The organism is Bradyrhizobium niftali (assembly GCF_004571025.1).
Taxonomy (GTDB): domain Bacteria; phylum Pseudomonadota; class Alphaproteobacteria; order Rhizobiales; family Xanthobacteraceae; genus Bradyrhizobium; species Bradyrhizobium niftali.
This window is the reverse complement of record NZ_SPQT01000003.1, coordinates 173,316-187,744: the sequence shown is the minus strand read 5'-3', so window position 1 is coordinate 187,744 and position 14,429 is coordinate 173,316. Positions and strand designations below refer to the sequence as shown.

Below are 14,429 nucleotides of genomic sequence, written 5' to 3'. Positions count from 1 at the left end.
GGCGTCAGAGCTTGCGCGCCACTTCCGGAGCGAGCTCTTTTTCCGCCTCGGCGAGCTTTGCCACGGCCGCCTTCAGCTTCGGCAGGATGTCCTCGACCCGATCGGCCTTGAGGATGTCGACCGAGAGGCCGGCACGGATGAACTCGGTCTGGCGCATGTGCGACAGCAGCGAGAACAGCGGCTCCCAGAAATTGTCGATATTGGCGAGCAGCACCGGCTTGGCGTGACGGCCGAGCTGCTTCCAGGTCAGCTGCTCGACCAGCTCCTCCAGCGTGCCGACGCCACCCGGCAGCGCCACGAAGGCGTCGGAGCGTTCGAACATCAGTCGCTTGCGCTCGTGCATGTCGGGGGTGACGATCATCTCCTGCACGCGCGTCAGCGCATTCTCGCGCATCCGCAGGAATTCGGGGATGATGCCGGTGACGGTGCCGCCGTTATCGAGGACGGAGGTTGCGACCGAGCCCATCAGGCCGAGCGAGCCGCCGCCATAGACCAGGCGGATGTTGTTCTCGGCGAGCGCCTTGCCGAACGCCTTGGCGCCTTCGGTGAAGCGGGGATTGGTTCCGGGGCCGGAGCCGCAATAGACGCAAACGGTTTTGATCGTGCTCATTGGTGCCATGATGCATTGCAGCGAAGAGGCGTCAAGTCCAATCGGTGATTCGGACCTCCCGGAAATCTACCGGTAAATGGCGACAAACAATCAAAGATTCGCCATCTGGCGGGGTGCGCTCGCCCCCGGAAGCTTCTATATGACGAGCGAAAATCGTTAATCGCAGCGCGCCCGCATCCGGCGGGCTTTCAGGCTTCTTGATGGACCAACCTCATTCGCCGCCCGGCGCCGACGTGCCAGATCCCGCCGGCGGGCCGCTCGAGCGGGCCACCCTGATGGGCACGCTGGCGCATCTGTGGCCCTATATCTGGCCGGGCGACCGCTTCGACCTGAAGATGCGCGTGGTCTGGTCGATGGTGCTGCTGCTCGCCGCCAAGCTGATCACGCTGACGGTGCCGTTCAGCTTCAAATGGGCGACCGACGCGCTGACCGGCGCCAACACCGCGCCGGTGCTGCCCGACAACTGGCACCTCTGGGTGATCGCCTCGCCATTGCTGCTGACCGCCAGTTACGGCGCGACGCGCATCCTGATGGCGGTGCTGACGCAATGGCGCGACGGCCTCTTCGCGCGCGTTGCCATGCATGCGGTGCGCAAGCTCGCCACCATCACCTTCATTCACATGCACGAGCTGTCGCTGCGCTTCCACCTCGAGCGCAAGACCGGCGGCCTGACGCGCGTGCTCGAGCGCGGCCGCGAGGGCATCGAGGTCATCGTGCGCATGGTGATCCTCCAGCTGATCCCGACCATCGTCGAGGTTTCGCTGCTCCTGGCCGTGCTGCTCTGGCAGTTCGACTGGCGCTACGTGGTGGCGACCCTGATCACGGTCGCGGTCTACATGTACTACACCTACATCGCGACCGAGTGGCGGATCGGCATCCGCCGCAAGATGAACGATTCCGACACCGAGGCGAACACCAAGGCGATCGACTCGCTGCTCAACTACGAGACCGTGAAATATTTCGGCGCCGAGGCGCGCGAGGCGCAGCGCTACGACCGCTCGGTCGCGCGCTACGAGGAGTCGAGCGTCCAGGCCTATACGTCGCTCGCGGTGCTCAACACCGGCCAGGCCGTGATCTTCACGCTGGGGTTGACCGCGACCATGCTGATGTGCGCGATCGGCGTGCGCGACGGCACCAACACTGTCGGCGATTTCGTGCTGGTCAACGCCATGATGATCCAGCTCTACCAGCCCCTGAACTTCATGGGCATGGTCTATCGCGAGATCAAGCAGGCGATCATCGACATCGAGAAGATGTTTGGCGTGCTGGGACGCGAGGCCGAGATCAAGGACGCGCCCGACGCGCTGCCGCTGGTCGTCTCCGCAGGCAATCTGCGTTTCGAGGACGTGCGCTTCGCCTATGAGCCGGCGCGTCCGATCCTGAAGGGCATCAGCTTCGAGGTGCCGGCCGGCAAGACGGTCGCGATCGTCGGTCCGTCCGGCGCCGGCAAGTCGACCATCTCGCGGCTCCTGTTCCGCCTCTACGACATCTCCGGCGGCAGGATCCTGATCGACGGCCAGGATATCCGCGAGGTCACGCAGGCGAGCTTGCGCGCTTCCATCGGCATGGTGCCGCAGGACACCGTGCTGTTCAACGACACCATCCGCTACAACATCCGCTACGGCCGCTGGGACGCCAGCGATGCCGAGGTCGAGCAGGCGGCGCAGCTGGCGCAGATCGACACTTTCATCCGCATGGCGCCGAAGGGCTATGAGACCCAGGTCGGCGAGCGCGGCCTGAAACTGTCGGGCGGCGAGAAGCAGCGCGTCGCGATCGCGCGCACCGTCTTGAAGGCGCCGCCGATCCTGGTGCTGGACGAGGCGACCTCCGCGCTGGACACCCACACCGAGCACGAGATCCAGGGTGCCCTCGACCGCGTGGCGAAGAACCGCACCTCGCTGGTGATCGCGCACCGGCTTTCGACCATCGTCGGCGCCGACGAGATCATCGTGCTGGAGCAGGGCCGGATTGCCGAGCGTGGCACCCACGCAAAGCTGCTCGCGCAGGGCGGCCTCTATGCCAGCATGTGGAACAGGCAGCGCGAGGCAGAGGCCGCGCGCGAGAAGCTGGCCAAGATGGCCGATACCACCGAGGCGCCCAACCGGGAGCCGCCGCCGGTCGAGGACGTCCTGACGACGCCTGCGGCTGCGGAGTGACCTTGTCTCCGGTCCCAACTCTGGCCTAAACAACTCCACCGCGCGGGACGACCTGCGCCATCAACCCTGAGCGGCAGATAGCGATGTCCATTCTCGATTCGATCCAGCGTCAGATCCCGCCGATCCACAAGGAGGGCTATCCCTTCATCGGCGGCTTTGCGCTGGCAAGCCTGGTCCTGTTCTGGCTGTGGTCGCCGCTGGGGTGGATCGGCACCATCCTCACCGTGTGGTGCGCGCTGTTCTTCCGCGACCCCGTGCGGGTGACGCCGGTGCGCGAGGGGCTGGTGGTGTCGCCGGCCGACGGCCGCGTCTCGATGATCACCATGGCGCTGCCGCCGGCCGAGCTCGGGCTCGGCGACCGGCCGCTGCCGCGCATCTCGGTGTTCATGAGCGTGTTCAACTGCCACGTGAACCGCAGCCCGATCGCGGGCAGGGTGGACCGCATCGCCTACCGGCCCGGTCTCTTCATCAATGCCGAGCTCGACAAGGCGAGCGAGGACAACGAGCGCAACTCGCTGGTGATCACGACGCCCACGGCGCGGATCGGCGTGGTCCAGATCGCAGGCCTGATCGCCAAGCGCATCGTCTGCTTCGTCAGGGAGGGCCAGGCGATCGGCGCCGGCGAGCGGTTCGGCCTGATCCGCTTCGGCTCGCGCCTCGACGTCTACCTGCCTGTCGGCACCAAGGCGCTGGTGTCGGAAGGGCAGACCGCGATCGCCGGCGAGACGATTTTGGCCGATCTGGCCGGCGAGGACCCGAGCCGCGCCTACCGCGCCAATTAACCAATAAGTCGGTCCATGAGGGCCTTCCGCCGCAATGGCGGAGGGGGACGCGGCTTGCTATATCTCGCCTCAAGGTGAGGACGAGCCATGACGCCCTATGATTTCAAAGACCCTGACGTTCGCCGCCGGCGGTTCCGCCCGATTCCGGTGCGGATGCTGGTGCCCAACGTCATCACGCTGCTGGCGATCTGCGCGGGCCTGACGTCGATCCGGCTGTCGATCGAGGGGCGGATGTCGCTCGCCGTCTACGCCATCGTGTTCGCGGCCGCGCTGGACGGCATCGACGGCCGCATCGCGCGCATGATCAAGGGCCAGTCCAAGTTCGGAGCCGAGCTCGACAGCCTCGCCGACTTCGTCAATTTCGGCGTCGCGCCCGGACTGATGCTGTATTTCTGGCAGTTGCACGAGCTCGGCAATGCCGGCTGGATCGCCGCGATGGTGTTCGCGATCTCCGGCGGCCTGCGTCTTGCGCGCTTCAACGCCACCATGGACGATCCCAACAAGCCGGCCTTCGCCGCCAACTTCTTCACCGGCGTGCCGGCGCCCGCGGGCGCGATCACGGTTCTGCTGCCGATCTACGCCGCGTTCCTCGATCTCGGCCGCGCGCCCGCGGCGGTGACGGCGGCCTATACGCTGCTGATCGCCTTCCTGATGGTGTCGCGCCTGCCGGTGTTCTCCGGTAAGACCAAGCGCATGCGCGTGCCGCCGGAACTGGTGCTGCCGGCCTTCGTCGCGGTAATCGTCTTCATCGCTATCCTGATCGCCTATCCCTGGCACGTGCTGTCGACCGGCACGGTGCTGTATCTCCTCGCTTTGCCGCTCGGCTACAAATCCTATCGCGACCAGGCGCGCGCGATGGAGGCCGCCACGCCTGCGGGAGGCGAGGTCTCCTCGCCGCCTTCGGCGCCGACGCTGGCTAACCTGTCCGAGCCGCCGCACGACGACGACCGGCCCGGACGGCTGCACTGAGCGGCCACACGCGGATATCTGCCATGAGGGCCGCCTGAGTTGGGTTGAGGCCCGATCTCGGCTATATCGCCCTGTGCCGGCGGCATCGCGTCAATCAGCCGCCAATCTGGGAGAGAACGCCGTGACTGATACCGTAACCGGGCCGCTGCCCGCTTCCGTCCTCGAAGCGCTGGGCCGCTACGATACCCCGACGATCTGCAACGCCATGGAGATCGTGGCGCCCGAGCGCCGGCTGATCGGCTACACCACCAAGCAACTGGTTTGTCCGTTCCCCGACCTGCCGCCGATCGTCGGCTATGCCCGTACGGTTGCGATCCGCTCGGTGCTGAAATCCTCGCTGCCCGCCGAAGAGCAGTCCAAGCGCCGCATCGAATATTACGAATATGTCGGCACCGGCCACGGTCCGCGCATCTCGGTGATCCAGGACATCGACGGCCCCGATGTCGGCTACGGCGCGTTCTGGGGCGAGGTGCAGAGCAACGTGCACAAGGCGCTCGGCTGCCTCGGCGTCATCACCGACGGATCGATCCGCGACATCCCGCAATGGGCCCCTGGCTTCCAGGCGCTGGCCGGCTCGATCGGCCCGTCGCATGCCTGGGTGCATGCGGAGAGCTTTGGCGGCGAAGTGCGCGTCGCCGGCATGACCGTGAAATCCGGTGATCTTATCCACGCCGATCAGCACGGCGCCATCGTGATCCCGCTCGACGTCGCCGCAAAGCTGCCGGAAGCCGCTGAGCTCTGCGGCCGCCGCGAGACGCCGATCCTGGAGATCGCCCGCAGCCCCGACTTCTCGCTGGAGAAGCTGAAGGCCGCGCTGAAGCGCTCGGCGGAGATTCACTGACGGGCTGACCGAACGACCTACGGCCGCGATGCCGGCCGTGGGCCGCCCTGTTCCATCAGGAACAGGGCAGCCTGATCCGGCTCGCCAAACATTGCGGCGGCACATCCGATCAGGGTGAAGCCACCGGCAAGATCCCACAGGGTGATGTCGTCCACCTTATCAGGACCTTGAACCAGGCGCGCTACGATCACTGCGAAAGCGGCTTCGACAAAGAGCAGGACGCTGAACGCCGGCAGGACGAGTTCCGGCTCGAGCAGATGAAGCGCCAGAACCGCAGGAAGCGCGGTGAGAAGACCGAACAGCGTCAACATTGCAAAACGGCTCCTGCGATGGAGCATGCCGTACCGGCCATAGAATACTGTATGAGTCCTGGTCACGGATGTGGCCTAGGGCCGCAGTCGGAGGACGCGCGATGACGATGAATGGCAAGACGGTCCTGATCACGGGCTCGACCGACGGTGTCGGCCGCTACGTCGCGCGCCGGCTGGCGGCCGAGGGCGCGAAGGTCCTGATCCACGGCCGCGATGCGGCGCGCGCAAAGACGCTGATCGACGAGATCGTGAAAGCCGGCCACGCTGCGCCGATCTTCTACCAGGCGGACCTGTCGTCGATGTCGGGCACGCGCGCACTCGCGGAAGCCGTGAAGCGTGATCACCAGCGTCTCGACGTCTTCGTCAGCAACGCCGGCATCGGCTCGCAGAATGACGGGCCGCAGCGTCAGGTCAGCGCCGATAGTCATGAGCTGCGCTTTGCCGTCAATTATCTCTCCGGCTTCCTCCTCGCCCATCTCTTGCTGCCACTGCTGAAGGCCGCGGCGCCGTCGCGCATCGTCAACGTCGCCTCGCTCGGCCAGCATCCGATCGACTTCGACGACGTCATGATCACCAAGGGCTATAGCGGCTCGCGCGCCTATGCGCAGAGCAAGCTCGCGCAGATCATGTTCACGATCGATTTCGCCGAGGAAGTGAAGGGCGTGGGTGTCACCGTGAACTCGCTGCATCCGGCGACCTACATGAACACCACCATGGTGCGGGCCGGCGGCATTACGCCGATCTCGACGGTGGAGCAGGGCGGTGCGGCGATCCTGCGCCTCGTCGAGGGCGACGACGTCGCAGGCAAGAGCGGATTGTTCTTCAACGGCATGAACGAGGCGCGCGCCAATCCGCAAGCCTACGATGCCGACGCGCGCAAGCGTCTGCGCGCGCTCAGCCTGGAGCTGGTGGGCATCTCGTCCTAGCCCCGCGCAAACATGGTTAGCGAAGTGTTGAGATTCCTGCCGGCGGCCGGCAAGTCCGGCGCACGTGGCGCGCCTTCGCCACGCTGTCCCGACTTAACCTTTACGCGGCTTTAAGGGCGGCGCTCTAGGGTTTCCGATGCGGTTCGGGGTTGGGCCGCGCCAGCGGCCAGGACGGCCGTTGTTGCGTACGCGTTTGGAGTCTCTCATGGATATCATGACGGGCGTTGGGCTCACGGCGGGCATCATCGTCATCGCAGCGATGATCTTCATGGGCGGCGACCTTCACATGTTCATCTCCGAACATGCGATGATCATCATCTTCGGCGGCTCGATCTCCGCCACCATGATCCGCTTTCCGCTCAGCGCGCTCCTGCACGGCCTTCCGCTCGGCGCCAAGTTCGCCTTCACCATGAGCCGGCTGTCGGCGCACGACCTCGTCGACGAGCTCGCCCGCATCGCCGAGATCGCCCGCAAGCAGGGCCCGGTGGGTCTCGAAAAGGTCGAGACCGACGAGCCGTTCCTCGCCAAGGGCATCCGCTATGTCGCCGACGGTTACGACCTCGACTTCATCCGCGACAATCTCGAGCGCGACCGCGACAACTTCCTGATGCACCTCGACGAGGGCAGCAAGATCTATCGCGCCATCGGCGACTGCGCCCCGGCCTTCGGCATGATCGGCACCCTGATCGGCATGGTGCAGATGTTCGCGAACATGACCGACCCTTCCAAGCTCGGTCCGTTCATGGCGACCGCGCTGCTCGCAACGCTCTACGGTGCGCTCGTCGCGAACCTGTTCTGCCTGCCGATCGCCGACAAGCTGCACGGCAAGCTGCTGGATGAAGAGACCAACCGCACCCTGATCATCGACGGCATCCTGATGATCCGCGACTCCAAGAGCCCGACGCTGGTGCGCGAAATGCTGCTGGCCTATCTGCCGGAGAAGCACCGCCACGCCGAAGGTGAGCCGGTGCCGGCGTAACGCCGCCCGCCGGGACAGACAGACATGGCCAAGAAGAAGCGCGGCGATGCTCACGGGGGCGGTCACGGCTGGTTCGTGACCTTCGCCGATTTGATGGGCCTGATGATGAGCTTCTTCGTGATGCTCGTCGCATTCTCGACGCAGGACGCCAACAAGCTGAAGATCGTCGCCGGCTCGATGCGCGACGCCTTCGGCGTGCAGAGCGAGGCGCGCTACGCCGGCATCGTCGAATCCGACGGCCTGCCGACGCGCCCGCGGCTGAAGAACGTCGACCATATCCAGCCCGAGGATGCCTCCAACACGCCGACCCCGGACCAGGAGGACCGCGACCGCACGTCGGGGGCGAAGATCAAGGTCGACCGCAATTTCGCGCTCGCCGCGGCCTCGCTGCGGCAGGCCTTGCAGGACATGCCGGAACTGACCGAGATGTCCAAGCACATCATGTTCGAGGAGACCAAGCAGGGTCTCAATCTCGAAATCGTCGACCAGGACGGCCGCTCGATGTTCGCCGACGGCTCCAAGGTACCCTATGACCGCACCCGCCGCCTGGTCGAGAAGCTGGCGATTCCGCTCAAGGCCACGCCGCTCCGCGTCTCCATCGCCGGCCACACCGCCGCCGGTTTCGTGCCGACCCGCAGTGACTACGGTGCCTTCGATCTGTCGGCCGACCGCGCCAATGCCGTACGGCAGATCCTCGAGCGCGAGGGCCTGCCGGCCTCGCACATCTTCGCCGTCTCCGGCAAGGCGGACACCCAGCCGCTGTTTCCGGACGATCCCTCGCTGGCCGCCAACCGGCGCGTGACCATCACCCTGATGCGCGAAGATCCGCCGCTGCCGCCGAATTTGAAGCCGTAGGGCATGATCCGGACCCGAAGGGCCGCGCTGGCGCACTTGCGCTACCATCTTACCTGAGGCATGTCGTCGCGCTGGCGACGAGAGTGGCCGCGCCGTCACAGCATTCGGCTCAGCGCCTGCTAAGGTGGGGTGCCGATTGACAGGCGCGCCGGAAGCGTCAAAAGGCGCCGGATCAAATTCAGGGACGAAGCGTTTTCCACCTTCATGACGGCGAGCATCACACAGGCCGAGACCCAGGACGGGCCGGTCACCTCAGGCTTTTGGGCGCTTACGCTCGGGAGCATCGGTGTCGTTTTCGGCGATATCGGCACCTCGCCGCTCTACGCATTCCACGAGGCGGTGCGGGGCGCGGCCCATGGTGAGCCGGTCACGCGGGGCATGGTGCTCGGCGTGCTCTCGCTGATCCTGTGGGCGCTGCTGATCGTCGTCACCGCCAAATACGTCCTGCTGCTCTTGCGCGCCGACAATAACGGGGAGGGCGGCACGCTCTCGCTGATGGCGCTCGGCCAGCGTGCGCTCGGGCGGCGAAGCTGGTTCCTGCTCGCGCTCGGCGTGGTCGGCGCCTCCATGTTCATTGGCGATTCCATGATCACGCCGGCGATCTCGGTGTTGTCGGCGGTCGAGGGTCTCAAGCTCGCGACGCCCGCCCTGGAGCACTACGTCGTGCCGCTCACCGTCCTCATCCTGGTGCTGCTGTTCGCGGTCCAGAGCAAGGGGACCGCGCTGGTGGCCTCGGCCTTCGGGCCGGTGATGGTGGTCTGGTTCACGTGCATTGCGGTGATGGGCGCCGTCCACATCGCCGACGATCCGTCGGTGCTCGCCGCGATCAATCCCTATTACGCGCTGCAATTCCTGCTGTCGCACGGCACGATTGGCCTGGTGACGCTGGGCGCGGTGTTCCTGGCGGTGACCGGCGGCGAAGCGCTCTACGCCGATCTCGGCCATTTCGGCCGCAAGCCGATCCAGGCGGCCTGGATGTTCTTCGTGCTGCCCTCGCTCTTGATCAACTATTTCGGCCAGGGCGCGCTGGTGCTGTCCGATCCGAGCGCGATCGAGCATTCCTTCTACCGCATGGTGCCCGAACATCTGGTGCTGCCGCTGGTCGGGCTTGCGACCGCCGCGACCGTGATCGCGAGCCAGGCGGTGATCACCGGCGCCTATTCGCTGGTCTATCAGGCGGTGCAGCTCGGCCTGCTGCCGCGCTTCGAGGTGCGCTACACCTCCGAAACCCATGCCGGTCAGATCTATCTGCCGCGCGTGAACCGGCTGCTGCTGATCGGCGTGATGCTGCTGGTGCTGCTGTTCCACACCCCCAGCAATCTGGCTTCGGCCTACGGCATCGCGGTTTCCACCACCATGGTCGCCGACGGCATCATGGGCTTCGTGGTGATCTGGAAATTGTGGAACTGGCGCGCGGCGACGGCTGCGGCGGTGATCATGCCCTTCGTCGTCGTGGACATGAGCTTCTTCAGCGCCAATCTGCTCAAGCTGCTCGAAGGCGCCTGGGTGCCGCTGCTGTTCGGCGCGGCCATGGCAGGGACGATCTGGACCTGGCGCAAGGGGACCGGCATCCTGCTCCAGAAGACGCGCCGGATCGAGGTGCCGCTGGACGATCTGATCCGGAGCCTGGAGAAGCGGCCGCCGCACATCGTCAAAGGCACCGCGGTGTTCCTGACCAGCGATCCTTCCTTCGTGCCAACCGCGCTGCTGCACAACCTCAAGCACAACAAGGTGCTGCACGAGCACAACGTGGTCCTGACCATCGAGACCGCACATACGCCGCGGGTCGATCTGTCCGAGCGCTTCCGCATGGAGAAGATCAGCGACAAGTTCTCGAAGGTCCGCCTGCGCTTCGGCTTCATGGAGCAACCGAACGTGCCCAAGGCGCTCGCGATTGCGCGGAAGCAGGGCTGGCAGTTCGACATCATGTCGACGTCGTTCTTCGTGTCGCGACGGTCGCTGAAGGCCTCGGCGCAGTCGGGCATGCCGCTCTGGCAGGACCATCTGTTCATCGCGCTGAGCCGGTCCGCCAACGACGCCACCGACTATTTCCAGATTCCCACGGGGCGGGTGGTTGAAGTCGGCACGCAAGTCACCATTTGAACGCAATCGGCGGACCCATGCGAAATTTGCATGGCGAGGGCCCATAAACGGGCTAGGCTATGCCGGCAGCGCAGGACTATAAGCCCGCGCTCTTCCGCCGTTGTGCAGTGAAGCATTTTTAGAGGCCACCGGGCTCTCCCATGACAAGCGACGTAGCAGTTCCCGCCCCGGAAACGGCGGCGGCCAATGGCCATGGCGAGGCCCACACCACAGCCGGTTTCGGTGCGCTGACGCTCGGCAGCATCGGCGTGGTCTATGGCGACATCGGTACCAGCCCGCTCTACGCGTTCCGCGAGGCCGTGACGGCGGCCTCCTCGGGCACCGAGGGGCTCGCCACGCCGGCGGCCGTGCTCGGCGTGCTCTCCCTGATCCTGTGGGCGCTCATCGTCGTGGTGACGCTCAAATACGTCGTGATCCTGCTCCGGGCCGACAACAACGGCGAGGGCGGCACGCTTGCGCTGATGGCGCTGGCCCAGCGCGCGGTCGGCACCGGCGGGGCAACCATCGTCCTGCTCGGCATCATCTCCGGGGCCCTGTTCTACGGCGACGCCGTCATCACCCCCGCGCTTTCGGTGCTGTCGGCGATCGAAGGCATGAAAGACGTCACGCTGCATTTCGAACCTTACATCGTGCCGCTGACCGTGATCATCCTGGTCGGCCTGTTCGCCGTGCAGTCGCGCGGCACTGCCCGCGTCGCCGCCTTTTTCGGCCCGATCATGTGCGTCTGGTTCGCCGTCATTTCGGTGGCGGCGATCCATCCGATCATCCAGCAGCCGCAGGTGCTGTTCGCGCTGAATCCGCTCTACGCCGTGTCCTTCATGCTTCACCACGGCATCATCGGCTTCGTGACGCTGGGCGCGGTGTTCCTGGCAGTCACGGGTGCGGAGGCGCTCTATGCCGATCTCGGCCATTTCGGCAAGCGGCCGATCCAGACGGCCTGGCTGTTCATCGTGCTGCCGTCGTTGGCGCTGAACTATCTGGGGCAGGGGGCGCTCGTGCTCGGCGATCCCGGAGCGATCGAGAGCCCGTTCTTCCAATTGTTTCCGCAAGGCTGGATCCGCGGCGCCATGGTCGTGCTCGCCACCGCCGCCACCGTCATCGCAAGTCAGGCCGTCATCACCGGCGCCTATTCGCTGACGCGCCAGGCGATCCAGCTGGGGCTGCTGCCGCGTTTTGAAATTCGCCATACGTCTGAAGCCCATTCCGGCCAGATCTTCATCCCGCGCATCAACCAGCTCCTGCTGGTCGCGGTGGTGCTCCTGGTGCTGCTGTTCCGCTCCTCCAGCGCGCTGGCGTCCGCCTACGGCATCTCCGTCACCGGCACCATGGTGGTCACCGCGATGATGGGCTTTGTCGTGATCTGGAAGGTCTGGCGCTGGTCGCCGCTCGCGGCGGCCGCGCTGATCGCGCCCTTCCTGTTCCTCGATCTGACCTTCCTGGCCGCCAACCTGCTCAAGGTGTTCGAGGGCGGCTGGGTTCCGCTCGCGCTCGGCGCGCTCATGATCATCCTGATGTACACGTGGCGGCGCGGCAGCCGGCTGCTGTTCGAGAAGTCGCGCAAGCTGGAGTTCCCGCTCGCCGACCTCGTTGCGATGCTGGAGAAGCGGCCGCCGCAGCGCGTGCCCGGAACCGCCGTGTTCCTGACCTCGGACCCGCTCAGTGCCCCGACCGCGCTGATGCATAGTCTGAAACACTACAAGGTGCTGCACGAGAAGAACGTCATTCTCACCATCGAGACCGCGCAGACCCCGCGGATCGACCCGGCCGAGCGCGTCAGGCTGGAGCAGATCTCACCGACCTTCTCCAAGGTGACGCTGAAGTTCGGCTTCATGGAATCGCCCAACGTGCCGAAGGCGCTGGCGATCGCCCGCAAGCTCGGCTGGCAGTTCGACATCATGTCGACCTCGTTCTTCCTGTCCCGCAGGGCGCTTAAGCCTGCCGCCCATTCCGGCATGCCGCGCTGGCAGGACCGGCTGTTCATCTCGCTCAGCCGCTCCGCCAACGACGCCACCGACTATTTCCAGATCCCTAGCGGCCGCGTGGTCGAGGTCGGAACGCAGGTGACGATCTAGCGCCGCCGCTGTCATCGCCCGGCTTGACCGGGCGATCCAGTATTCCGAGACAGTTGTGGTTGAATCGATAGGCCGCGGCGTACTGGATTCCCCGCTTTCGCGGGGAATGACACCGCGCGCGTGGTCGGATGCGAAGGAGGAGTTTCAGGCATCCTGAAAGCCGCGCTTCAAGTCGCTGCGATTTAGCTTTAACTTGCGCCACGCGGCTCAAGCCATTGTAGCGCTTGATTTTCGCTGCCCGAGAGGCGAGGTTGCCGCCCGCCGGGATCGCCCCGGCATGCGCCTGCGACGTTGGAGGATGATGTGGCAAATCAAGTACAGGATCTGGCCCCGGACGAGGTCTCCAAGGGTGTCGCGGAGGGCCGCTATTTGCTCGTCGACGTCCGCGAGCCGAACGAGGTCGAGGCCGAGGCCTATCCTTACGGCGTCGTGGTGCCGCTCTCGACCTTCGATCCCAAGGCGATCCCCGATCCCCAAGGCAAGGAGGTCGTGTTCGCCTGCCGCTCGGGCAAGCGCTCGGTGACGGCCTCGCTCGCGGCGCAGGCGGCGGGCCTGCCTTACGACAAGCATCTCGCCGGCGGCATGCTCGGCTGGAAGGCGGCGGGTCTTCCCAGCAAGGTCGGTGGCTGACCGCGCGATGACGACCAAGAGCTCGTCCCTGAACAAGGTCTTCGCCGACCTTCCCGTCACCATCTTCGAGGCGATGTCGCAGGCTGCGCGCGACAATGCCGCCATCAATCTCGGTCAGGGCTTTCCTGACGATCCCGGCCCCGAGGACATCCGCCGCGCCGCGGCCGACGCCTCGCTGAACGGCTACAACCAGTACCCGTCGATGATGGGCCTGCCAGAGCTGCGCCAGGCGATCGCGACCCATTACGGCCACTGGCACGGCCTCAAGCTCGATCCGATGAGCGAGGTGATGGTCACCTCTGGCGGCACCGAGGCGCTGACCTCGGCCATCCTCGCGGTGGTGCAGCCCGGCGACGAGGTGGTCTGCTTCCAGCCGGTCTATGATTCCTACCTGCCGATCATCCGCCAGGCCGGTGGCATTCCGCGCCTCGTCCGGCTCGAACCGCCGCACTGGCGATTGAACGAGGACATGCTGAAAAGCGTCTTCAATTCAAAGACCAAGGCGGTGCTCTTCAACAACCCCTTAAATCCCTCCGCAGTGGTCTATCCCCGCGAGGACCTCGAGCTGCTCGCGCGCTACTGCCAGGAGTTCGACGTCATCGCGATCTGCGACGAGGTCTGGGAGCACGTCACCTTCGACGAGCACAAGCACATCCCGCTGATCACCATCCCCGGCATGCGCGATCGCACCATCAAGGTCGGCTCGGCCGGCAAGATCTTCTCGCTGACCGGCTGGAAGGTCGGCTTCGTCTGCGCCGCGCCGCCGCTGCTGCGGGTGGCCGCCAAGGTGCACCAGTTCCTGACCTTCACCACCGCGCCGAACCTGCAGGCCGCCGTCGCCTACGGTCTCGGCAAGTCCGACGACTACTTCCTGTCGATGCGGAAAGACCTGACGCGGAGCAGGGACCGCCTGACCAGGGGGCTGGAGAGCCTCGGCTTCCCCGTGCTGAAGTCGCAAGGGACCTATTTCCTCACCGTGGACCTGTCGCCGCTCGGGCTCAACGAGAGCGACACCGAGTTCTGCTGGCGGATCGTTAGGGATTACAAGGTCGCGGCGATCCCGGTCTCGGCGTTCTACGAGCAGGACCCGGTGACCTCGGTGGTCCGCTTCTGCTTTGCCAAGAAGGACCAGACGCTCGACACCGCGCTGGAGCGGCTGTCGGACGCGGTGCGTGGACGCACGAGGTAGATTGAG

Annotated in this window: 13 protein-coding genes; 11 read left to right on the top strand and 2 right to left on the bottom strand. The window is 65.7% G+C overall.

The features are described 5' to 3' along the window. Positions 1 to 4 precede the first annotated feature (4 nt). On the bottom strand, positions 5 to 610 hold the full coding sequence (locus E4K65_RS09620; RefSeq protein ID WP_167770681.1) for an LOG family protein: 606 nt from the start codon (positions 608 to 610) through the stop codon (positions 5 to 7). A gap of 200 nt (positions 611 to 810) precedes the next feature. Here E4K65_RS09620 and E4K65_RS09615 point away from each other — a divergent pair, with 200 nt between their 5' ends. From E4K65_RS09615 to E4K65_RS09600, 4 genes are all read left to right on the top strand, one after another. Next, positions 811 to 2,766, top strand: a complete 1,956-nt coding sequence (locus E4K65_RS09615; protein ID WP_135173941.1) for an ABCB family ABC transporter ATP-binding protein/permease — start codon at positions 811 to 813, stop codon at positions 2,764 to 2,766. A gap of 77 nt (positions 2,767 to 2,843) precedes the next feature. Then, positions 2,844 to 3,548 carry a phosphatidylserine decarboxylase gene (locus E4K65_RS09610; protein ID WP_256374855.1) on the top strand — a complete coding sequence of 235 codons (705 nt, stop codon included), beginning with the start codon at positions 2,844 to 2,846 and terminating at the stop codon, positions 3,546 to 3,548. An 87-nt stretch (positions 3,549 to 3,635) separates the two neighbouring features. After that, positions 3,636 to 4,517 carry a CDP-alcohol phosphatidyltransferase family protein gene (locus tag E4K65_RS09605; protein WP_135173940.1) on the top strand — a complete coding sequence of 294 codons (882 nt, stop codon included), beginning with the start codon at positions 3,636 to 3,638 and terminating at the stop codon, positions 4,515 to 4,517. A 121-nt stretch (positions 4,518 to 4,638) separates the two neighbouring features. Then, positions 4,639 to 5,358 (top strand): RraA family protein, encoded by a 720-nt coding sequence (locus E4K65_RS09600; protein ID WP_167770680.1) that lies wholly within the window; start codon positions 4,639 to 4,641, stop codon positions 5,356 to 5,358. Positions 5,359 to 5,375: 17 nt separating this feature from the next. On the opposite strand, the gene E4K65_RS09595 is transcribed toward E4K65_RS09600, so the two are convergent. Further along, positions 5,376 to 5,669, bottom strand: coding sequence for a hypothetical protein (locus E4K65_RS09595; RefSeq protein WP_135173938.1), 294 nt, complete (start codon positions 5,667 to 5,669; stop codon positions 5,376 to 5,378). A 101-nt stretch (positions 5,670 to 5,770) separates the two neighbouring features. Between E4K65_RS09595 and E4K65_RS09590 the strand changes: the two genes are divergently transcribed. The 7 genes from E4K65_RS09590 (at position 5,771) to E4K65_RS09555 (ending at position 14,423) form a co-directional block, all read left to right on the top strand. Next, on the top strand, positions 5,771 to 6,595 hold the full coding sequence (locus tag E4K65_RS09590; protein WP_167770679.1) for an SDR family NAD(P)-dependent oxidoreductase: 825 nt from the start codon (positions 5,771 to 5,773) through the stop codon (positions 6,593 to 6,595). A 205-nt stretch (positions 6,596 to 6,800) separates the two neighbouring features. Then, positions 6,801 to 7,574 carry a motility protein A gene (locus E4K65_RS09585; protein ID WP_011086581.1) on the top strand — a complete coding sequence of 258 codons (774 nt, stop codon included), beginning with the start codon at positions 6,801 to 6,803 and terminating at the stop codon, positions 7,572 to 7,574. Between the two features lie 24 nt (positions 7,575 to 7,598). Then, positions 7,599 to 8,429, top strand: a complete 831-nt coding sequence (locus E4K65_RS09580; protein WP_011086582.1) for an OmpA/MotB family protein — start codon at positions 7,599 to 7,601, stop codon at positions 8,427 to 8,429. A 204-nt stretch (positions 8,430 to 8,633) separates the two neighbouring features. Then, positions 8,634 to 10,532 carry a potassium transporter Kup gene (locus E4K65_RS09575; RefSeq protein ID WP_167770678.1) on the top strand — a complete coding sequence of 633 codons (1,899 nt, stop codon included), beginning with the start codon at positions 8,634 to 8,636 and terminating at the stop codon, positions 10,530 to 10,532. A gap of 140 nt (positions 10,533 to 10,672) precedes the next feature. Then, the gene (locus tag E4K65_RS09570) at positions 10,673 to 12,604 is read left to right on the top strand and encodes a potassium transporter Kup (RefSeq protein WP_135173935.1); all 1,932 of its coding nucleotides are present in this window, start codon (positions 10,673 to 10,675) and stop codon (positions 12,602 to 12,604) included. 303 nt (positions 12,605 to 12,907) lie between these two features. Continuing rightward, positions 12,908 to 13,234, top strand: a complete 327-nt coding sequence (locus E4K65_RS09560; protein WP_135173933.1) for a rhodanese-like domain-containing protein — start codon at positions 12,908 to 12,910, stop codon at positions 13,232 to 13,234. A 7-nt stretch (positions 13,235 to 13,241) separates the two neighbouring features. Next, positions 13,242 to 14,423: an aminotransferase gene (locus tag E4K65_RS09555; RefSeq protein ID WP_135173932.1), complete on the top strand. Its 1,182-nt coding sequence runs from the start codon at positions 13,242 to 13,244 to the stop codon at positions 14,421 to 14,423. Positions 14,424 to 14,429 lie beyond the last annotated feature (6 nt).